Source organism: Streptococcus oriscaviae (genome assembly GCF_018137985.1).
In the GTDB taxonomy this organism is placed as follows: Bacteria; Bacillota; Bacilli; order Lactobacillales; family Streptococcaceae; genus Streptococcus; species Streptococcus oriscaviae.
On sequence record NZ_CP073084.1, the window covers coordinates 759807 to 781762 of the forward strand.

General features: G+C 44.6%; 21 protein-coding genes, 1 pseudogene and 1 other annotated feature. Of the genes and pseudogenes, 3 read left to right on the top strand and 19 right to left on the bottom strand.

Annotation, left to right across the window (positions count from 1 at the left end):
* Position 1 precedes the first annotated feature (1 nt).
* A complete protein-coding gene (locus INT76_RS03800) occupies positions 2-313 on the top strand; it encodes a DUF1827 family protein (protein ID WP_212572359.1) in 312 nt (103 codons plus the stop codon).
* Positions 314-386: 73 nt separating this feature from the next.
* Here INT76_RS03800 and ileS read toward each other — a convergent pair whose 3' ends face one another.
* From ileS to INT76_RS03880, 16 genes and pseudogenes are all read right to left on the bottom strand, one after another.
* On the bottom strand, positions 387-3179 hold the full coding sequence (ileS, locus tag INT76_RS03805) for an isoleucine--tRNA ligase (RefSeq protein ID WP_212572360.1): 2793 nt from the start codon (positions 3177-3179) through the stop codon (positions 387-389).
* Positions 3180-3189: 10 nt separating this feature from the next.
* Positions 3190-3633: a GNAT family N-acetyltransferase gene (locus INT76_RS03810; RefSeq protein WP_212572361.1), complete on the bottom strand. Its 444-nt coding sequence runs from the start codon at positions 3631-3633 to the stop codon at positions 3190-3192.
* Positions 3634-3661: 28 nt separating this feature from the next.
* Positions 3662-3874, bottom strand: a binding site (T-box leader).
* Between the two features lie 2 nt (positions 3875-3876).
* Positions 3877-4569, bottom strand: a complete 693-nt coding sequence (locus INT76_RS03815) for a DivIVA domain-containing protein (protein ID WP_212572363.1) — start codon at positions 4567-4569, stop codon at positions 3877-3879.
* Positions 4570-4577: 8 nt separating this feature from the next.
* On the bottom strand, positions 4578-5357 hold the full coding sequence (locus INT76_RS03820) for a YlmH family RNA-binding protein (protein ID WP_249116179.1): 780 nt from the start codon (positions 5355-5357) through the stop codon (positions 4578-4580).
* Positions 5358-5372: 15 nt separating this feature from the next.
* A complete protein-coding gene (locus INT76_RS03825) occupies positions 5373-5633 on the bottom strand; it encodes a YggT family protein (protein WP_212572365.1) in 261 nt (86 codons plus the stop codon).
* Between the two features lie 5 nt (positions 5634-5638).
* Positions 5639-6199 (bottom strand): cell division protein SepF, encoded by a 561-nt coding sequence (locus INT76_RS03830; protein WP_212572367.1) that lies wholly within the window; start codon positions 6197-6199, stop codon positions 5639-5641.
* A gap of 9 nt (positions 6200-6208) precedes the next feature.
* On the bottom strand, positions 6209-6880 hold the full coding sequence (locus tag INT76_RS03835; RefSeq protein WP_212572369.1) for a YggS family pyridoxal phosphate-dependent enzyme: 672 nt from the start codon (positions 6878-6880) through the stop codon (positions 6209-6211).
* Between the two features lie 257 nt (positions 6881-7137).
* Positions 7138-8112: pseudogene (gene ftsZ / locus INT76_RS03840) on the bottom strand (cell division protein FtsZ); the annotation flags it as partial.
* Between the two features lie 23 nt (positions 8113-8135).
* Positions 8136-9524: a cell division protein FtsA gene (ftsA, locus tag INT76_RS03845; RefSeq protein ID WP_212572380.1), complete on the bottom strand. Its 1389-nt coding sequence runs from the start codon at positions 9522-9524 to the stop codon at positions 8136-8138.
* Between the two features lie 161 nt (positions 9525-9685).
* Entirely contained in the window at positions 9686-10774 is a 1089-nt protein-coding gene (locus INT76_RS03850; protein WP_212572382.1) for a cell division protein FtsQ/DivIB, read from the bottom strand.
* A 1-nt stretch (position 10775) separates the two neighbouring features.
* Complete coding sequence (locus INT76_RS03855) at positions 10776-11843, bottom strand: UDP-N-acetylglucosamine--N-acetylmuramyl-(pentapeptide) pyrophosphoryl-undecaprenol N-acetylglucosamine transferase (protein WP_212572384.1); 1068 nt, start codon at positions 11841-11843, stop codon at positions 10776-10778.
* Positions 11840-13198, bottom strand: a complete 1359-nt coding sequence (murD, locus tag INT76_RS03860; protein WP_212573012.1) for a UDP-N-acetylmuramoyl-L-alanine--D-glutamate ligase — start codon at positions 13196-13198, stop codon at positions 11840-11842. Before murD ends, INT76_RS03855 begins: the two co-directional genes overlap by 4 nt.
* A gap of 102 nt (positions 13199-13300) precedes the next feature.
* Positions 13301-13591 (bottom strand): DUF3165 family protein, encoded by a 291-nt coding sequence (locus INT76_RS03865; RefSeq protein WP_212572386.1) that lies wholly within the window; start codon positions 13589-13591, stop codon positions 13301-13303.
* 27 nt (positions 13592-13618) lie between these two features.
* Positions 13619-15469, bottom strand: coding sequence for a translational GTPase TypA (gene typA, locus INT76_RS03870; RefSeq protein ID WP_212572394.1), 1851 nt, complete (start codon positions 15467-15469; stop codon positions 13619-13621).
* Between the two features lie 164 nt (positions 15470-15633).
* Entirely contained in the window at positions 15634-16626 is a 993-nt protein-coding gene (gene asnA, locus INT76_RS03875; RefSeq protein WP_212572396.1) for an aspartate--ammonia ligase, read from the bottom strand.
* An 80-nt stretch (positions 16627-16706) separates the two neighbouring features.
* On the bottom strand, positions 16707-17777 hold the full coding sequence (locus INT76_RS03880) for an MmcQ/YjbR family DNA-binding protein (RefSeq protein WP_212572398.1): 1071 nt from the start codon (positions 17775-17777) through the stop codon (positions 16707-16709).
* A gap of 155 nt (positions 17778-17932) precedes the next feature.
* Between INT76_RS03880 and INT76_RS03885 the strand changes: the two genes are divergently transcribed.
* Both INT76_RS03885 and pepT read left to right on the top strand, forming a co-directional pair.
* On the top strand, positions 17933-18748 hold the full coding sequence (locus tag INT76_RS03885) for a Cof-type HAD-IIB family hydrolase (protein ID WP_212572400.1): 816 nt from the start codon (positions 17933-17935) through the stop codon (positions 18746-18748).
* A 9-nt stretch (positions 18749-18757) separates the two neighbouring features.
* Positions 18758-19981: a peptidase T gene (gene pepT / locus INT76_RS03890; RefSeq protein ID WP_212572402.1), complete on the top strand. Its 1224-nt coding sequence runs from the start codon at positions 18758-18760 to the stop codon at positions 19979-19981.
* Between the two features lie 58 nt (positions 19982-20039).
* Here pepT and INT76_RS03895 read toward each other — a convergent pair whose 3' ends face one another.
* The 3 genes from INT76_RS03895 to INT76_RS03905 form a co-directional block, all read right to left on the bottom strand.
* Positions 20040-20948 carry an AEC family transporter gene (locus INT76_RS03895; protein ID WP_212572404.1) on the bottom strand — a complete coding sequence of 303 codons (909 nt, stop codon included), beginning with the start codon at positions 20946-20948 and terminating at the stop codon, positions 20040-20042.
* A 124-nt stretch (positions 20949-21072) separates the two neighbouring features.
* Positions 21073-21432 (bottom strand): DUF1304 domain-containing protein, encoded by a 360-nt coding sequence (locus tag INT76_RS03900; RefSeq protein ID WP_212572406.1) that lies wholly within the window; start codon positions 21430-21432, stop codon positions 21073-21075.
* Between the two features lie 15 nt (positions 21433-21447).
* Positions 21448-21879 (bottom strand): MarR family winged helix-turn-helix transcriptional regulator, encoded by a 432-nt coding sequence (locus INT76_RS03905; protein ID WP_212572408.1) that lies wholly within the window; start codon positions 21877-21879, stop codon positions 21448-21450.
* Positions 21880-21956 lie beyond the last annotated feature (77 nt).

Sequence of the window (21956 nt, forward strand, 5' to 3'; positions counted from 1 at the left end):
CATGAAAATTATCAACACGACAAATAGCCATTCCCAACTCGTTCAAAATCAACTCGCTAATACAGATGCTTTTCTGGTAGAAACCTATTCTGCAGGAAATACAGATGTCATTTTCACTCAAGCACCTCGTCATTATGAACTCTTGATTTCTAATAATTATCGCGCCATTCAAGATAGTGAATTAAAGAAGATTCGTGACTTCTTCCTCCACCGCAAGATTGATGCCAAAACCATCAATCCAGCCGCCATCCAAACCATTCACACAGACCGGTTGGTGGAGATGTCTATTCCAATCATCACTCCCTCATCCTAACAAAGCTGGAACCTGTTCCAGTTTTTTTTATTGAAAAAAACCGGAGTTGCTTCCAACTCCGGTGCTAACTTAATTATTTAGCTTCAAAACCTGCTGCTACTGCCTCAGGGAAGTTTTCTTCTACCACATCTGCACAGTGGTTACAGATACGCACACCATAGCTACGCTCTGTAACACTGGTATCAATGCGACGGCAACGTTCACAAACCTCACCTGCTGCACGTTCTACGACAAAAGCAAGATCTTCCAACACCAAGGCTTCTGCAGGAGCAGCCTCTGTCAGGAGGGTCAATTCTGATACAATCAGCAACTGAGCCAAGTCTGTATGAAGGCTTTCCAAGAAGGCCTTAGTTGTGTCTGAAACATATACACTCAAGTGAGCTTCTAAGGACTTACCGATAATCTTAGCATCGCGGGCTTCTTCCAAGGCTTTTTGAGCTTTTGTTCTAAAGGTCATGAAGTTTTCCCACTCAGCCAACAAACCTTCTTCATTCACGAAAGTTTCTACCTCTGGGAACTCTGCCAACTGGACAAATTCTTCCGCCTCATGCTCCAAGTATGACCAAATTTCCTCAGCTGTATGTGGCATAATCGGAGTCAGTAACTTAGTAATCTTCACTAAAATATCATAGAAAACTGTCTGCATCTGACGGCGAGCCACTGATTTTGCACCTTCGATATAAACAACATCCTTAGCAAAATCCAGATAAAAGGCAGACAAGTCAAGGGTTACAAAGTTAACCACAGCCTTATAAATAGCCATAAAATCATAGGCATCGTAGGACTTACGGATGTGGTCTACCAGCTTGTTAAATTTAACCAAGGTGTACTGGTCAACTGTGCGCAACTGATCGTAGGCTACTGCATCCACTGACGGATTGAAATCCGATGTATTGGCCAACAAGAAGCGCAGGGTATTGCGGATTTTACGGTAAGTTTCAGAAACTTGCCCTAAGATTTCCATTGATACGCGTACATCATTGGAGGTGTCAACAGATGTAACCCACAAACGTAGGATTTCCGCACCGAACTGCTTCTCCACATCACTCGGTAAGATGGTATTTCCCAGTGATTTAGACATTTTGAGCCCTTTTCCATCAAGGACAAACCCTTGGGAAAGAACAGACTTGTAAGGAGCATGCCCATTGACTGCAACAGAGGTAATCAGAGAAGAGTTAAACCAACCACGATACTGATCTGACCCTTCCAAATAGAGGTCCGCAGGATAGGCAAGATTGTCACGAGCATTCATGACACCGTTCCAAGAAGAACCTGAGTCAAACCAAACATCCATGATGTCGCTTTCTTTGGTAAACAAACCATTCGGTGAACCTTCGTGTTCAAAACCTTCCGGTAGCAAATCTTTTGCTTCACGCTGCCACCAAACAATTGACCCATGTTCCTCGAATAGCTTGGCCACATGGTCTGTCACTTCCTTGCTCATGATGGCCTCGCCATTTTCTGCATAGAAGATAGGCAGAGGCACGCCCCAAGCACGTTGCCGAGAAATAACCCAGTCACCACGGTCACGAATCATATTGTACAGACGAGTCTTACCCCAAGCTGGATAGAAGGTTGTCCGCTCGATTTCATCCAGAATCTCCTGACGGAATTTGGACACAGAAGCGAACCATTGAGGTACTGCACGCCAGATGATTGGCTTTTTAGTCCGCCAATCAAAAGGATAGGAGTGGTTGATGACTTCGCTAGCTAAGAGCAAATCACCCAACTCTTCCTTGACGGTTGGAAGGAGTTTATCATAGAATTGGCCTTCAAAAGCAGGACCTGCATTTTCCATCATGATTCCGCGACTGTCAACTGTAACAGCAACTTCAAGGCCGTATTTGATTCCCACATTATAGTCGTCCTCACCAAAACCTGGAGCGGTATGGACGATCCCCGTACCGGAGTCTGTTGTAACGTGTTCTCCCAAGATGACCAGCTCATCAACCACCTTGTCCCACGGATGCTCTGTGACGATGTACTCAAGTTCTGACCCTTTATAACGAGCCACTACTTCAAAGGTTTCCCAGCCAAATTTGCTAGCTAAACTATCAATCAAAGCCTCTGCCAAGAGGAATTTACGCTCTTCTCCAGCAGGCTTAACCAACAGATAGACAATATCCGCACCAACTGTCAAACCGCGTGAGGCTGTAATGGTAAATGGAGTCGTTGTCCAGACAACGATATAGCTGTCTGTATCCAATACTCCCTTACCATCCTTAACCTTATTGGCATAGTATAGGGAAGTGGAGTCAATATCATGGTATTCAATTTCAGCTTCTGCAAGGGCAGACTCAGAAGACCAAGACCAATACACCGGCTTTGCTCCACGGTAGATATAGCCTTTATCAGCCATGGCACCAAACACACGAATTTGAGCAGCTTCATAGTCCTTGGTCAACGTGATATAAGGATTTTCCCAATCACCTAATACACCTAACCGCTTGAAGTCAGCCCGTTGCTTGTCAACCTGACTGAGAGCATATTCCTTACACATCTCAAGGTAGGCTACCAAGTCCATCTCCTTGCGCTTAACCCCTTGTTTGGCTAGAACCTGCTCAATAGGCAAACCATGGGTATCCCATCCTGGAACATATGGAGCTCTAAAGCCTGACATGGACTTGGCGCGAACGATGATGTCCTTTGAAATTTTGTTCAAGGCATGTCCGACGTGGATATTTCCATTTGCATAGGGAGGGCCGTCATGCAGATGAAAGGCTGGCTTTCCTGCATTTAGTTCCTGACGTTTTTCATAAATCTTTGCTTGATCCCAAACCTTTTGCCACTCTGGTTCACGAGTTGGAAGCCCTGCACGCATAGGAAAGGCAGTTTGCCCCAAGTTCAATGTTTCTTTTAATTTCATACTATCTCCTTTATTTTATATCTAATGTCATCATCATCTCGTTACCTTTTAGCCCGACTGGCTGAAAGGCAAATTTTTCAAGTAAGCCTCGCATCTTATGGTTGCCAATCACATAATTGGCCGTCACCTTCTGACACTCCTGATCGTCCTTGGCCATCTGAATGACCTGACGCAGAACCTCCCTACCATGCCCTCTGTTTTGATGGGCTTGGTCAATCATCAGCCGCCAGATCAGGTACTCCTTGTCTCTTCTATGCTTGGCTAAAAGCAGGAACCCTACTACTTTACCGCTGGCTAAGATAGCTAGGGGCTCTATGGTATCATCCTGACGGTAGAGCCAAGCTTGGGCTAAAGAATAGAGATTGGAGGCTACGCGACGTTTATCTCCATCTGCGACGGAAAGTCCTATAACCGCCTCAAATGTTGTTTCATCTACTAATCTTAATGTAATCATAATCACGTCAAATAAAAAAACTCTCGCCAATAAGGACGAAAGTTCGTGGTACCACCTTAATTTAGATAGAGTTTCCCCTATCCCTCTTGACTCGTAACGGGAGTGAACCGTTCTCTCCTACTCCAATAAATCGTTCAGAGAGAATTTAACAGAAGGATGATTCTATAAAGAGGGATTACAGGACTTCCACCATCTCCTGCTCGCTAAAAATATCTTTATAAATTCGTGTTTCTGTGTAGTAGACTATTCTTCAATTGGGTCTGCTTCCAAAATAGGAAACTCTTCCAAGGCAGCGGCTTGTCTGGTCAATTCAGCCACCTCTTCTGGAGACAACTGACGGGTCATGTCCAAGTCCTCTTCAATGAACTTGACATCTTCATCCAATGCCTTTTCTAAAACTTCACGGAAGGCTTCATCACTGGTCTGCAGGTAGGATGCCGTTGGACGGAGGATTTCTTCCCATTCCGGAGAATCAATCAAGGCCAACTGGCTTTCAACGGTTGATTTAAGACGCTGATGGAAAATACGGGTCTTGTTCTTCAACTCCTCTGTTTCAACAGCAACACACTTTGCGTTGTCTGTTGCCAAGCGCAAGATGCCATTCGCCTTGTCCTTGGCTTCATTAAGCAAGGTCTGAGCATCGTATTCTGCCTCTTTAACGATATGGGCAGCCTGGTTTTCTGCCGCATGTTTTACTTTTTCTGCTGTATCCTGAGCCAAAAGCACAGACTGACTAAGAGATTCTTTCATCTCATCAAAGTAAGCCAATCGTTCTCTCAAGGATTTGATTTCAGATTCTTGCTCGTGGTTTTTACGAACTAAATCCTCATAGTCACGGGTTACGATGTCCAAGAAATCATCCACTTCTTCTGCATCGTAGCCTCTAAATTTCGTACCAAAGGTTTTATCTTTTAATTCTAATGCTGTAAGTGCCATACTTCCCCCTATTTCTTTATAAGTTCAATGTCTACTTTCAATTTGCCTTGTTTGGTATATCCTACTACTTCTCTCAAGCGAATCCTTCCAAATCCCCGAACACTGATAAGCTGACCAAGTTCCACAAGGCGGGCTGCCTGAGTCTCTTCAGCATAATCCAGCTTGACTTGTTTCCCTTCTATCAACTTTACTGCACTGGCTCTCGATAGCTTGAAGGCTGTTGAGACAATCTTATCCAGCCGCAAACTTGATAGCAATAATTCTCTCGTTTGCATATCATCAACTTTCAGCTCAAGCCTTGTCCAGTCTACTTCTATCCAGTTTACTGGAACTCGTGCAATTTTTTGCACGGATGTTTGAAGCAATTGCCCAAATTTACGGTCTATTAGAACCACTGCTTGGTTGTCTGAAAGAAGAATATCTCCGATAAATTGCCTCTTAATACCTAACTGATTCAGCAAGGTTCCCAAAATCTGAGCATGAGTCAATTTATGGAATTTTTGGGGATAGGCAATTTCTAAAGCCATCATATCAAAATCATCCACTTCTAGCTGATAGTAAGATGGAGCGATAATCATGCGAGAAAACTCTGTTTCCACTAATTCCAAACTAGAAAAAGTCAAGAGTTGAAAATGATGGGCGATTGAAGTTGCGATAGCAACTTGCCGATGATTGAGAAAGGATGTCACTCTGTGCGAGTACGTATTCTCAACTTGCTGGCAACTATCAATAATTTTTTCTGCAAACTCTTTTTCTTCCCGCGGAAAATGTTGCAACAAATCTCGCATCGTCTTCACCATATCCTAAAGCGATAAAAGTAAATAAAAGAGAAGACGCGTTACTAGGTTCAGTAGCACCATTACCAAAGGTGCCGTCCAATCCAGTCCTAAAAATTGGAGATTAAAGCGGCGGAAAGGCTCTAAAACCGGTCGAACCAGCCAAAGGACCAAGCGTCCAAAGCTTGTTGCAAAAACTTCCGGTATCCAGGTCAAAAAGGTATAGAGCAAGAGAATGAAAGAGTAGATTTCCACTACTCTTAAAAGAATGACTATAACTAGATGCATGGCAATTACCACTTCATATCGAAGTCAAATTGTGCTTCGTGCTGTCCCTCTTGTGAACTGGTTGAGCGTAACTCATCAATGTTCACAGTCACATTAACAGGTGTCAGGAGCCACATAGTGCTAGACACCTTCTTCAAACTTCCTGACAAGACGGAACGCGCTCCATCCAAATAATCCAAACACCGGCGTGCCTGTGGTTCAGACATATATTGGAAGTCAATCAAAACACTCGAGTTGTCCAAAAGAAGGTTGACAATGCTACGAGCTTCTTCGTACTTCTTAGGGAATTTTATATCAATAATCGTTTTCTTGTCTTCATGAATGCTATTTGCACGCAACTCTTGCTGACGTTCACGAAGGCGTTGCAGGTTCGTTTCTTGTGCCGGTGCCTTTTGAGAGGGTTCAGGCTGATTTGCGACTGGTTCCTTCGTTGCAACAGTTGGTGCAACCCGCATTTTTGGACGCTCATTTGTCATCTGATATGTCTCCGGACGATCTTCCACCTCAGCAGAGTCATCTATTTCAAAATAGTTAAATAGGTTTTTAAATGTATCTTTCAGTGCCACGTTGTTTCCTCACTTATAAAATGCTGTCCCTATCCGGACAAAGCTTGAACCGTGCTTGATCGCTAGCTCAAAATCCCCACTCATTCCCATACTTAGCTCAGTAAAGGGCATGTTTGGCAACTGACGAGCAACAAGACTTTCCTGCAAGCGTTTGGCTTCAGAAAAGATTTGCTCCAGTTCTTCTTGACTAGCTTCAAATGGAGCCATGGTCATGAGTCCGACGAGTTCTACCTTGTCATAGGCTTTTAAATCCTCTAAAACGTTATCTATTTCATCCACTAAAAACCCGTGTTTGCTTTCTTCTTGTGAAATATTGACCTGAAGGAAGCACTTGATAGGCTTAGTGGCTCTCTTGTTGATTTCAGCGGCTAATGTGACAGAATCTAAAGCGTGGAAATAATCGACATAGTTGATTACATCTTTTACTTTCCTTCTTTGGAGTGTGCCTATTAGATGCCAAGTAAGATGTTGATCTGCTAACTCCCGGTATTTATTCAAAAATTTATCCACTCGGTTCTCGCCGATATGTTTAATTCCTGTTTTTACCAGTTCTTTAGCAATAGAGCTGTCAACATACTTGGTGACAGCTATAACATTTACTGAATTGGGAGAACGATATGCCTTCTCAGCAGCAGTTTGCACCGCTTGAAAGACGGCATCTTTATTCTTTTGAAAATTCATTTTTAACGGTTTCTGAAGAATGGTGGTGTATCCAACTCATCATCTTCTTCATCGGCTGTGAATTTCTCAACAGATACGCTTGGACGGCTATCGGTTGTATCTGGCCGCAAAAGATTTTCACGACGTAAGTCCCACTCACCAAATGCAGATGCTTTTGGTGTTTCAACTGGAGCAGCCGTACGGGTTGGAGTTGGAGCCGTCAATTGATCGTAGCGAGGTGCAGTACGACCGATCGGCGCGATGTCTGAACGATGTTTCACTACTTTTTCAACTGTATCTTGACGAACCCCTGTCGCAACAACGGTTACGCGGATCTCATCTTTCATAGTTTCGTCAATCGAAGTACCCAACCAGATGTTTACACCTTGACCCGCTGCTTGATGAACAATCTCAGAAGCTTCTTCTGCTTCTGTCAAGGTCATATCATAACCACCGGTTACGTTGACAATGACATCCTCAGCGCCATCAATTGTTGTTTCAAGTAGTGGAGAGTAGATCGCCTTACGAGCCGCTTCAATCACGCGCTCTTCACCGGTACCGATACCGATACCCATAAGGGCATTTCCTTTATTCTCCATTACTGTCTTCACGTCTGCAAAGTCTAAGTTGATAAGACCTGGATTTGTAATCAAGTCTGTGATACCTTGCACCCCTTGGCGAAGAACGTTATCTGCTTCGCTAAGAGCTTCCAGAAGTGGAGTCTTCTTATCGACAATTTCAAGCAGGTTGTTGTTTGAAATAATCAAGAGGGTATCCACTTGCTCACGAAGGCCTTCGATTCCTTCAATTGCGTAGTTCCCACGCTTGTTTCCCTCAAAACCAAACGGACGGGTAACAACAGCAACTGTGAGAGCGCCTAATCCCTTGGCAATACGAGCGATAACCGGTGCAGCACCTGTACCAGAACCACCGCCCATACCAGCTGTGATGAAGACCATGTCTGCACCTGAAAGTACATTTGTGATGGCCTCTTCACTTTCTTCAGCCGCCTTACGGCCAACTTCAGGCTGACCTCCAGCGCCGAGTCCGCGAGTCAATTTTGGACCCAATTGGATAACTGTTTCTGCTTTTGAGCTGCTCAACGCCTGAACATCTGTATTGGCTGCAATAAACTCAACGCCTGAAACGCCTTCTTCAATCATGCGGTTGATGGCGTTACCACCGCCACCACCAACACCGATTACTTTAATGACAGCACCATGAGCTGCTGCTGCTTCAAATGAAAATGTCATAGTTTTAATCACCTTTTCTTTTCTTACTCAAACATGCTTCCAAACAAGCCGCGGATACGATCCGTCAATTTTGTTTTTGGTTCTTGATTTAGCTCTTCAGCGACTTCTTCATCATAGGTCACATAGTTCTTTTCCTCAGCAACTTCCGTGTTTAACTCAGTTACCAAATCGCTAGGAGCTGGTTGGACTGCCGGACGAACTCTTGGTAATTCAACTGGCACATCAACTGGACGCTGTCTGAGGCTCGCTTCGCCATTAACAGCAAGCTGAGCAATTTTTTCAACCTCATCAAGGCTTCCAACATACTCTACCAAGCTAATGACTTGAGCAAAGGCTGGATTGCGGATGCCAATTTGATTTGGGATGTATAACTTGGTGTTAACACCGAATACCTCTTGGGCAAGTTCTGTAATCCCTGGAAGGATAGCACCGCCACCAACCAAAACGATACCGCCTGGCAAGTCAAGTGCACGGGTGCGTTCCAAGTCCTGCTTCACACGGGCGAAAATTTGGCGAAGACGAGCAGAAATCACTTCTGATAGGTAACGTTCTGTTACTTCTATTGGTGAATTTTCACCAATTACTTCCACAGTGAACTTCTCTTTTTCGCTTGCTTCTTGTGGGTAAGCAATTCCGTAGTTAAACTTGAGGTTTTCTGCGATGCTTTGAGATGTTGTCAATACTTTGGAAATATCACGGGTGATGTAGTCGCCACCTTCTTGGTAGATATTTGTGTATTGCAACTCTTGACCACGCATGACAGCAACGGTTGTTTGACCGCCACCGAGGTCAATCACTGTCGCACCGAACTCTTTTTCACCTTCATTCAAAACTGAACGAGTGAGAGCCAATGGAGAAATGATAATGTTTTCCACTTGGATACCGGCGCGTTCAACAGTCTTGCGTAGGTTATGAAGGATGGTGCGAGGACCTGTGTAAAGCAAGCCGCGCATTTCCAAACGAATTCCCATCATCCCGCGTGGGTCTTTAATTCCCTTGAAGCCGTCAACTACGAACTCTTCAGGAATAAAGGAAATCACTTCCCTCTCAGGAGTCATGCTCTTAGTCAGTGCTGATTTCACAACATTTTCTACATCCTGATCTGTAATTTCCTGCGAGTTAGTCGTTACAGGAATCATCCCTTGAGTTGGCTCAATCTGCAAGAGGTTGGCTGGCAAACCAACATTGACCTTATCAATGCGGATACCTGCTTTTTCTTCTGCTTGCGCAATCGCTTTTTTAATAGCGCCTGCCGCCACATCGATGTTGACGATAATTCCATCTTTTACGCCAGCACTCTTTACATTGCTGACGCCAATAACATTCATTTGATTTTCAATATATTCTGCAACCAAGACTTTAACGGAGCTTGTACCGATGTCTAATCCCGTGAAAAAGCCATTTCTAGCCATCCTATCAGTCCTCTCTTACTTCCAACTTTAGCAATTATTATTTTTCTATTTGAGAAAATAGAATTATTCATCCTTCATTATATCATATGTTCTTTAAAAATGGGGATTTTTAAAGCTATTTTTAACATTTTTTTAATATTTTTGCCAATTTGTTTTTAGTTTTAATAATTAGCATAACTATAGATTCCCACTTCCATATCGATGGTACTGTTTGTCATCAACTGCGCCGCTATTTTAGGATAATAAGGCAGTTTCTTTGTAATCTCTGTCAAAGGTACTATGACACTGTTGCCGTCATACATGGATAGCGTTAGTAGATCGGCCGTCGCCTTGCTGGGCGTTAAGGCGATTGTTTGAATATTTGACCGAATGGCCGGATCCACTTCTGCTAATTGTAGCGCTAATTTCTTAACTAAATCTTTATCACTCAGATTGATTTCTGTGTAGTTTTTCGGCAGCTGTTCGCTGGCTATGCCTTCGCTTAAAATGGCTCCGTTGGAAAGAACCGAGTAATAGCTATTTTTTTCCTTAACATAGCCAATCTCTTGATACTCTTCTATCTGAATAGAGAAGGCGTTGGGAAAGGTATAGGAAATTGTTGCCGATTTAATCAGATTAGTGCTGGCCAGAATATTTCGAGCATGGTTATCCTTGTTCAAAATCGTGGACAAAGTATAATCCTTATTAGAAATCAGACTATATTCCAATACTTCCTCTACGCTTAAGCGTTGGTTCCCTGTTACTTCAACTTGCTTTTCCTTGCTGTAAGGACTCATAAAATAGATAGAGGTTAGCAATAACAGAAGGCTCACAAATAATACTGGCAAACTCTTCCAGATGGCCTTGCGGGGAATTGGCGGATGTTTTTGGGCTGTTGCTTCTGAACTTGCTTCTTCTTCATTTTCCAAGGTATCAAACTGAGGTTTATCCTTTTTCCTCAAGGTCTTCAAACGAGGAACACGGGGTGTGTCAGAAACAGACGCTGGAGTTTCTTCAGCAATTTTTTCTTCAGTGGTTGGGGCAGAGTCTTCAACACCAGTTTTTCCATGGCTCGCCAAATAAGCCTGATGGCGCTCCTTCCACTGGCTTAAAAACTGACTATTACTCTCTTCTTCATTCGAAGTGGAGTCTGTTTCTTCTTCAGCTAGGTCTGATACAGCGACCTCTTCTTCAGAAAGCTCTTGAGTATCTTCTTGTTCTTGTGCTTCTTCAGAAACTACTTCTTTTTCATGCTGGTCTTTCTCAGTCATGCTAGGCCTTTCTATTTATATCTGCCAGTAGAAGCTGGTAAAAATCATCCAGCGATTGGATTTCCTGTGACTGGGCCATATTTTGACGGTAGGCATCTCCGTCAGTTAAGACTTCCTCTACACAGCTGACCAATTGATCATAGGTCAATTTTTCCTCGTCTATCTGCTTGGCATATCCTTTTTCTTCAAAATAGCGAGCATTCTCTATCTGGTCGCCTCGGCTAGCATTGCGCCCCAGAGGAACAATCACATGTAATTTTTGCAAGGCAACCAACTCAAAAATCGTATTGGAGCCTCCGCGCGTAATAACAAGGTCAGCTTCTTCCAAGAGTGGCTGATAGAGCTCGCTCACATAATCAACCCGATAGAGGCGCGGAGAGAGCTGATTCAGGCTGCTATCACCAGTCAGGTTAATGATATTAAAGCGTTCCGTTAGTTTCGCCTGATACTGATTGACAAAATCATTGAAGACCTTCGCTCCTCCTGAACCTCCCACAAAAAGTAGAGTTGGCAGTTCTTTGTCAAACTGGCTGAGAATCTCTGGGAGCTGGATAGGGGTGACCTTGTGAGAATGCCCCACCTTGGTAACTGCTCCAACGTGTTTAACCTTGGTCAGACTAGCTGCTTGCTCAAAGGTGCTATACATTGTAGTCGCAAACTTATAGGCAATCTTGTTGGCTAATCCCATAGACAGGTCTGATTCATGGATAAAGACAGGGATACCTAAGAGTCGAGCTGCTACAACGGGCGGCACTGACACAAATCCTCCCTTAGAAAAGAGAGCCTGAGGACGAATTTTGGCCAAGATAAAGAAAGACTGAAGGGTGCCCCAGCCTACCTTAAAAACATCCAGCATATTCTGTATGGAAAAGTAGCGGCGGAGTTTTCCCGTCGCTATGGAGTGAAACTGGATTTTAAGCCCCGATTTTTCTATCTGCTCATGTTCAATTCCGTTTTTATCTCCGATGTAGTGAACTTCCCAGCCTTCTTTTAGGAAACGCGGAATCAACAGGAGGTTGAGGGTCACATGACCGACTGTTCCCCCGCCAGTAAAGACGATTTTTTTCATAGTGAACCTTTCAATTCTTCAAAGGTTTTAAGGAAGAGATCTCCACGAACCTCAAAATTAGGATACATATCCCAGCTAGCATTGGCAGGGCTGAGGAGAATGATATCTCCTGCTTCCGCCTCCAAAAATGCTTTACGCGTAGCATCTGCAATATCTACGGCATCTAGGTAAGGCACTCCTGCTTGTTCAGCTGCCCGTTTGACACGAGGAGCTGATTGGCCCAGAATAACCATTTTCTTCAAACCTTTGAGACTAGGCACCAACTCATCAAACTCATTGCCACGATCCAAACCGCCTGCAATCAGAATAACCTTGCTGTTATCAAAGCCAGAAAGGGCCATTTGGGTCGCCAAGATATTGGTCGATTTACTGTCGTTATAAAAGCGGACTTGCTGAATTTCACCTGCAAATTGAAGTCGGTGTTTTACCCCGCCAAAAGCAGACAGACTTTCCTTGATAACAGAATTATCTACGCCGAGTATTTTGGCAACGGCTATGGTTGCCAAAGCATTTTCAACATTGTGTGAGCCTGGAACACCGATTTCGTCGGCTGACATGATGGGCTCACCTTTAAAGTAGAGTTGCCCATCTAACAGGTAGGCTCCATCTACAATGCCCACAGTTGAAATAGGCAGAACCTGGGCCTGAGTTTGTTCAGTCAAGTCCTTTGCTAGCTCCTGATTCATATTCAGAACCAACCAATCCGACGCTGTCATCTGACGTTGAATCATCCATTTGGCTGCTACATAATCTTCAAAGTTGCCGTGATAGTCCAAATGGCTGGGTATAAAATTGGTAATAACAGCTATGGTCGGATGGAAGGACTCTGTTCCCATCAACTGGAAGGAAGATAGCTCCATGACCAATTTGTCCTCCGCTGAAGCCTCTTGGGCAACAGATGACGCTGGGTAACCGATATTGCCACAGAGTTTGGCCGACTGACCGCCAGCGTTCAATACCTCTGCAATCATGGTCGTAGTCGTCGTTTTGCCGTTAGAACCTGTGATACCGATAATAGGTGCCTCTGAAATCAGATAGGCTAACTCAACCTCTGTCCAGACTGGCACGCCTTTTTGGAGGGCCTTTTCAACCATAGGATTGTCATAGCGAATGCCTGGATTTTTGACAAGGAGAGCGAAATCCTCATCCAGTAATTCCAGTGGGTGGCTGCCGCAGATAACACGAATCCCATCTTCTAATAGCGCTTGGGCTGTTGGGTTTTCATCAAACGGCTTGCCATCGTTGACAGTAACAATCGCCCCTAGTTTATCCAGAAGACGCGCTGCTGATTCACCTGATTTGGCCAAGCCCAATACCAATACTTTTTTATTTGCAAAATCTGTGATTGTTTTCATTTGTTTAACCATACTTTCCAATATACTATTGTACCTTGAATGGAACCCTTTTTCAAGCAGGAGAGAGAAAAATCCGACTGGGAAGACCAATCGGATTTAGAATCAAAATAGCGAACCGGCACCTGAACTTCGTCTGCCAGCTCTTTTTGGCCGGGATGGCTTGTCGAGATAATAGATATCCCGCATAGCCCAAATCCCTAAAAAGACGGTTCCTGCTCCGACCCATAACTCGGTCGGTAGCTGCAGGATGCGTAAAAAACCGAGCACCAAGGCAACCACAAGGGCAACCAAGATGAAAACTGAGGCAACCAAGTTCATGGTTCCTTTGATATGATCTGGTGCTGCAAAGATGTAAAAGAGCACAATCATAATCGTGATAATGAGATAAAACATGGTGCCTCCTTTCTATACTTGATATTTTTAGCCTTCTTCAACTGCTAATTTTTTCTTTTTAGCAGCCTTATCCCGCTCTGCTTTGTTAAGAATTTGCTTACGCAAGCGAATGGATTCTGGGGTCACTTCCATGTATTCATCATCGTTCAAGAACTCAAGCGATTCTTCAAGCGTCAGAATCCGAGGAGTCTTGATAACGGCTGTCTGATCCTTGGTTGCTGAACGAACGTTTGTCATGGCTTTAGCAGTTGTGATATTGACTGTCAAGTCATTCTCACGGGAGTTTTCACCAATAATCATACCTTCATAGACTTCGGTTCCCGGGTTGACAAAGATGGTTCCACGCTCTTCAATACGCATGATAGAGTAGGTGGTAGCCTTGCCTTGGTCGATAGAAACCAGCGCTCCGCGGTGACGGCCACCGATTTCTCCAGGTACTACTGGAAGGTATTGATCAAAGGTATGGTTCATAATACCATATCCTCGTGTCATAGATAGAAACTCTGTTGAATAACCAATCAACCCACGAGCTGGCACAAGGAAGACCAGACGAGTCTGTCCGTTTCCGGTAGACTGCATATCCAACATGTCACCCTTCCGCTCAGACAGGGATTGAATGACAGATCCTTGGTATTCTTCAGGGGTATCAATCTGCACACGCTCAAAGGGCTCCATTTTCACGCCATCAATTTCTTTGATGATAACTTCTGGACGCGATACTTGCAGCTCATAGCCTTCACGGCGCATGGTTTCAATCAAGATGGACAGGTGCAGTTCTCCGCGACCTGAAACAGTCCATTTGTCTGGTGAGTCTGTCGCATCTACACGCAGGGATACGTCGGTTTGCAATTCTGCCAAAAGCCGCTCTTCGATTTTCCGAGAAGTTACCCATTTCCCTTCCCGACCTGCAAATGGAGAATTGTTAACCAAGAAGGTCATCTGAAGGGTTGGTTCATCAATGCGAAGAACTGGCAAAGCTTCGACGGCATCGGTCGGTGTGATGGTTTCTCCAACGAAGATGTCTTCCATACCAGATACGGCAATCAAATCTCCTGCCTTAGCATCTTGGATTTCCTTACGCTCAAGACCGAAGAAACCAAACAGTTTGGTCACTCGGAAGTTTTTGGTCGTACCATCTAGCTTGGAAAGGGTCACTTGGTCACCGACCTTAACGGTACCACGAAAGACACGGCCGATACCAATACGGCCAACGAAGTCGTTGTAGTCTAAAAGTGACACTTGGAACTGGAGTGGCTCATCTGAATTGTCAATTGGAGCTGGAATATGCTCGATGATGGTATCAAAAATCGGTGCCATGGTTTCTTCCTGATCTGCTGGATTGTCAGACAAAGAAGATGTTCCGTTGATGGCCGAAGCGTAAACCACTGGAAACTCTAGCTGATCGTCATCTGCTCCTAGTTCGATGAAGAGCTCTAGTACTTCGTCCACCACTTCTTCCGGACGAGCAGACGGCTTATCGATTTTATTGACAACAACGATTGGCGTCAGGTTTTGCTCCAAGGCTTTTTTCAATACAAAGCGGGTCTGTGGCATGGTGCCTTCATAGGCATCTACGACAAGGACAACCCCATCAACCATCTTCATAATCCGCTCAACTTCTCCACCGAAGTCTGCGTGCCCTGGGGTATCCATAATATTGATACGAGTGCCGTTGTAGGACACGGCTGTATTTTTTGCCAAAATGGTAATCCCACGCTCTTTTTCAATGTCGTTTGAGTCCATGGCGCGCTCATCCAGCTGCGTGCGTTCATCCAGAGTTTGCGACTGCTTCAAGAGCTCATCTACCAAGGTGGTTTTCCCATGGTCAACGTGAGCGATGATAGCTACATTTCGGATGTCATTTCTAAGTTTTGTCATAAGGACCTCTGTCTCTTTTAGTTTAGCTAAGAAAGTATATCATAAAATAGGTCAAAAAGCACTGATTTATCTATTGTAAATGTTTTCAACTACTAGATGATAGAAATAAGAAAAGAGATTGAAAACAATCTCTTGACTGAAAAACTGCCGCAAAGGGATTTTTCTTACAAAATATTCTCAAAAGTATCACGAACTTCCTGTGGCCACACGCTGGATTGAACTTCTCCAATGTGTTTCTTGCGCAGCAAGAACATGGCTAGGCGTGACTGACCAATCCCTCCACCGATGGACAGTGGGAACAGACCATTCAACAGGGCTCTATGCCAGTCAAACTGGAGTCGATCTTCATCTCCGGTAATGGCCACCTGACGTTTGAGTGCATCTTCATCAACCCGGATTCCCATGGAAGAAATCTCAAAGGCTGCGCCAAGTTGCTCGTTCCAAACCAGAATATCACCATTGAGGCCCTTGTAGTTCCCCTCAGACGGGCTGGTCCAATCGTCATAGTCAGGAGCCCGACCATCATGAGGCTTGCCATCTGCCAATTCTCCACCAATACCAATCAAAAAGACTGCGCCGTATTCTCTGGCAACTACATTTTCACGCTCTTTCGGGGTCAAATCCGGGAAATTCTTCACCAAGTCTTCCGTGTGGATAAAGGTAATATGCTTTGGTAAAATAGACTCAATGTCATAACGGGCTTCTACTGCCAACTCTGTCAAACGGATGGCCTTGTAGATTTGCTCAACGGTTTCCTTCAAGTAAGCTAGATTGCGTCGGCCGTCAGGAATGACTTTTTCCCAGTCCCACTGGTCCACATAGACGGAGTGGATAGGGTCTAGTGAGTCCTCGTCTGGACGAAGAGCCTTCATATGGACAAACAGGCCTTCTCCTTCATTGAAGCCAAAGCGAGCCAAGGTGTGGCGCTTCCACTTAGCTAAAGAATGAACCACTTCATAGGTGGCATCCGGAATGAGTTTCACATTGACTGTTACAGCATTTTCGACACCTGACAGGTTATCTTGCATCCCATCGCCAACTCGGCTCAAGATGGGGCCCTGCACTTCTACGATTTCCAACTTGTCTTTCAAATACTGGGTAAAGGTGTTTTTGACAAAGGAAATTTCTTCTTGCTGATGAATAAAACTTTTTTTCATGCACGATTCCTCCAATAGATAGTATCTATTATAGCTTTTTTTTGCAATATGTAAAGGGGTTTATTAAATTTTCAGATAATTTAATGAACCCTGTTGATTTTGGAGACTAAAACATCCTTTAATTCCTTTGTCATCCGCCTTGGGCCGCGAACGGCCTTGACCCCCAATTCCTTCATTCGTTGGATAGAAAGTTCTTGATCAGGTAGCTTATCTAGGAGTTCAATTTGCATCACTCGTTTGTCAGCCGGAATATCTGGCTCCCCATGATTAGGCAGTTCCGCAGCTAACACTCGACAAACATAGCGAATTGCCTGGACCGGAGCCGTCACATAGATGGCCAGCATATCTCCTGTTTTGATACTGGATTTTTGAGGCCAATTCACTCGCTTGTTGGCTGCAAATTCACTGTCAATATCGTAGAGCTTGGGGTTAGCCGGAATCAGCCAATAATCAGGTCCTTCTTCTGACCGATAGGTTTTGGGCCCAACCATAGATCGGCTTTTTTTAACAAGGTCAAAGAGGAGATGGTCGGCTATACTTCCGTCCAAAAGGAGGGAAACCCATGTCTTTTTGGACATGTGGTAGGCTGGATAGACGCCCGGCAGACTGAGTAGCTCTGCCATTTCCTCCCTATCGACCTTGAGGTTGAGAATTTCCACCTGATTCGTATCTGAACTGTCGCCAAAATAGGAGCGCTTGACCCGTGTTATCAAGGCATACCACTTCCCATTGGCTGGATGGCGAAAACTAGCTGTCTGTGGAAACTTGGCAAAGGGATAATCCGGTTGGTCTCTCCAGCGTTTCTGGATAAACTGACTCAGACGATTGGTCTGTTCCTGGGCAAAAGGCAGAGCACAAAAACAGGCATTGGCCACCTTCTGGAGAATAGCTAGACTTTCCTTTCTAACCTGACTGACAAAGGCTCCAAGAGGAGCAGTGACATGAACAGCCATATACTCTTCTCCCATTTCAACATCCAAAACCGTGACTCGGCTTTTTCCCCCTTCATCCACTTGGACAAGGAGTTCAAACTGCTCATCAAAAAAGACTTCTCGATAGGTGTAGAGACCGTCTGTCACTGTAAAACCAAAGGGCAGCAAACGATCAAAGATGGGTATTTTCTGCTGAAAAAAGGTGGATAGTTGGCTCATACAAACTCCTGTTCTTATCCTAGGCGGCATTTTCTGGCCCATATCGTTTCTATGTCAAGAACCATTGTAGCAGATTTTAAGGCAGATGAAAGGAAATAACTTCGCTTTAGCCTGTTTTATGCTATACTAATCTTAGCAGATTTCAGGAGGTTACTATGATTCAACTCATCGCCCTTGACATGGACGGAACGCTTTTAAACGACCAAAAAGAGCTGACTCCACGTCAGATTGAGGCTATCCATAAGGCTGTTGATGCCGGAGTAAAAATTGTCCTTTGTACCGGCCGCCCTCTCATCGGGGTCAAACCGTTTATCCAGCAGTTGGGCTTTGACCAAGAAGAAGAGTATATCATTGTCAACAACGGCTGCTCCACTCACTCTACCAAGGACTGGTCCTTGCTAGACTGGGAGGAACTCAAGCCAGAAGACATTATCTATCTGGCTAGTTTTTTGGAAGGTTCTTCTATGCAGCTCAGCCTTTTTGACCAGGACCATTACTATATCCTTGAAGAAAAAGCCAATGAATTTGCTCGCGCAGATGCCAATTTGGTCTACACCGAGCCTGTAACCATCAGCTTAGAAGAGGCTAGCTCAGGTAAGCAGCCTATCTTTGAGGCGATGTTCATTGGAAGCAAGGAGGACACAGACCGTTTTGAAGCAAGGCATAATAGTCAACTGAGTCAAACATTCTCAACCGTTCGCTCTCAGGATGTCTTACTAGAAATCTTGCCAGAAGGTGCCAGCAAGGCTTCCGGACTCAAGAAACTCGCGGAGAAACTCAACATCCAGCCTGACCATATCATGGCGATGGGCGACGCTAACAACGACCTTGAAATGTTAGAATTTGCAGGATTAGCCGTCGCTATGGGCAATGCCAATGAGGCTGTCAAAGCAATCGCAGATGATGTCACTACAAGCAACAATCACGATGGTGTTGCCAAAGCTATTGAAAAATATATTTTAAACCAGTAAGGAGAAATGATGAAATACCCTACCCTTTTAGAACGTTTTCTTGTTTATGTTAAGGAAAATACTCGGTCAGACGAGCGGTCTACTACCACACCCAGCACTCAAAATCAGGTCGAATTTGCCCAGAACATTCTACTCCCTGAGATGAAGCGGATTGGACTGACGGATGTTCACTATCTACCAAATGGCTTTGCCGTAGGAACCCTGCCTGCCAACGACCCTGACCTGACCCGCAAGATTGGTTTTATTTCCCATATGGACACGGCCGATTTCAACGCAGAGAATGTTTCACCACAGCTTATTGAAAACTACGATGGACAAGCGATTGTCCTTGGTACATCTGGCTATGAACTGCATCCTAAAGACTTCCCTCAGTTGGCTAATTATAAGGGGCAGACCCTCATCACCACTGATGGCACAACTCTTTTGGGAGCAGATGACAAATCAGGCATCGCTGAAATCATGACGGCTATTGAGTTTCTAGTGCAAAATCCAGACATTAAACACTGCGAAATCCGAGTTGGCTTTGGTCCTGATGAAGAAATTGGTGTTGGTGCAGATAAATTTGATGTCGAAGACTTTAACGTAGACTTTGCCTATACGATGGACGGCGGACCGCTCGGCGAACTCCAGTACGAAACCTTCAGCGCGGCTGCCGCAACTATCGACTTTCTGGGCCGAAATGTCCATCCCGGCTCTGCCAAGGACCAAATGATTAACGCGTTCCAGCTAGCTATTGACTTCCACAATCGCCTGCCAGAAGGGGACCGACCTGAAAAAACAGATGGCTACCAGGGCTTCTTCCATCTCATGAATATTGAAGGTAGCGTGGACACTGCTTCAGCCAGCTATATTATCCGCGATTTTGAAGAAGAAGACTTCCTTGCCCGCAAACAGCTCATGTTGGATATTGCTGACCAAATGAACGCCGCCTTTGATAGTCCGCGTGTCATTGTTAAACTCCATGATCAGTACTACAACATGAAAAAGATTATCGAAAAAGACATGACACCAGTTCATATCGCCAAGGAAGCCATGGAAAATTTAGGCATCAAACCGCTCATTGAACCTGTCCGCGGCGGAACAGATGGCTCTAAAATCTCCTTTATGGGAATTCCAACACCAAATATTTTTGCTGGCGGCGAAAACATGCACGGTCGATTTGAATTTGTCAGCCTTGAAACCATGGAAAAGGCCGTTGACGTTATTCTGGGGATTGTTTCCCACCGCGGTTAATTGGCGCTACTGATTCACCCCATAAGAAAAAATCTGCTGTTGGCAGATTTTTTTGTTGTCAGGCAAAGAAAAATAAGAGCAACATCATAAGCAAAAGGCTGACCAGAATCGAGAGGGAGTTAAGATTGGCTGGTTCAGAGGAGTTGCTGCCTAGTTTGAGGGCGTAGACTGGCGCCACCACAGAGATCGGAGAGGCTAAGCAGACCAACAAAAGCTGACGAACCAACTCAGGCAGGGGCAAGAACAAATAAAAGACAAAGCCAAGTAGCAAGTTAGTTCCTAATCTAAGAGTCAGCAGCTTGAACAAGCGCAGCAATTCACGACTATCTACATCCAAATCCAAAAGGATGCCCAGCATCAGCATGGCTAGAAAGGGATTGGCATTGCCAGCTATGGACACCAAAGCGGTGATTTCCTTGGGGAGCCCGACCTGAAAAGCTGCCAGCAACACGGCTGTCAGATAGACTAAAAAGGGGATGGAGCGATAAAGGTTTTGAGCAAAACCTCTTAGACTCAAGCCTTTTTCTTTTTTGTCCAAACTAGCTGCCAAGCTGTAATTTCCACCTAAAACCATGAGGGCGTTTCCTGCATCAAACAAAAGCACACTCACCAAGGCTGCCGGTGGAAAAAAGGCCTGAACAAAGGGCAGAGTAAAGGTTCCAATATTATAGCCAGACAACTGCATTAAGCCAACCGCAGCCCTGCGCCCGCTCTTTTTAGCTTCCCAATAGCCAACTGCATCTAAAATAAGATTGGCAAGAAGGCCTAAAAAAAGCGGTAAAATCAGATACCCTTCCCATACCAAGGCCTGAGTCGAAGCCAAAATAGCACAGGGCAGGGTCACGTTCATTACCAGACTCGAGAAGATGCTGGCATCTTCTCTCCGAATCACTCCTCTTTTTTTCATCACATAGCCAAGGGCGATAACCAAGACAAACCCTATGGCCCGCGTCACTACTATTACCATCTACTCTCCTCTTCGTGCTTTCTTTCTAGTATATCATAAAGATGTCGCAGACAGTCGCTCCGCTTTGTTTCCAAAAGAAACCCCAGAATGGCTCAAGCAATCTGGGGTTGATTTCCGAAAAGGACTATTTAAACAGCAACAGGCTGATAAATGTCAAAATAGCTGGTCCGCCTTGAGTTAAAAGAATTTTGGGACTGGAACTGACAGCACCGTAGCTAGCTGCTCCAATGACAAAGAGGACAAAGATTGTTACGATTTCCCGATTGCCCGTGACAATTCCATAAAAGAGAAAGAGGGCTAAAAGACCGTTGTAAACTCCTTGATTCTTAAAAAGGGCGGAAACAGATGGACGTTGAAGTTCTTCTTTTTCCATCCCAAAGACACGACTAGTGGCGTCTGACTGGGTAGCGAAGGTTTCTAAATAGAGGATGTAGAGGTGTTCTAAAGCGACCACAGAGGCCAGAACACTGGTGATAAGTGACATAAGATTCTTCCTTTCTCATATGTTCAGGGGGAGATTTTGAACACCTACTTGCAATTTTTCCAGAAGCTGGCTGAGGATGGCGCCTTCTTCTTCAGTTAAGATAGCTTCCATGGCTTTTCTGACGAGGAGATGTTGTTCTTGAGGATGACTAACCATATCAGAAATAGCCTTGGACGTTGGTACAACCTCCATCTCTCGTTGGTTTCGAGGGTTCCGCTGGCGGCTGATATAGCCTTCTTCCTCCAAGATTTTCAAGTGTCTGGTGATAGCAGCTCGATCAATCTGGAGTTTTTCCTCAAGCACATGCTGGGAACAAGGAGCATCATCCAATAAAATCGTCAACAGTTGGTAGCGAGTTAGACTGATACCAAGCTGTTTTTCAAAAAGAGTTGTAATCCGTTCTTCTGCCAATTTTAATTGATAGAGCAAGTTTGCGATGTTCTTCATGGTACTCCCTTTTGTTTGTTGATTTGTCAACAATTGACTTATCAAGTGTAGCACAAATTACAACCGATGACAAGAAA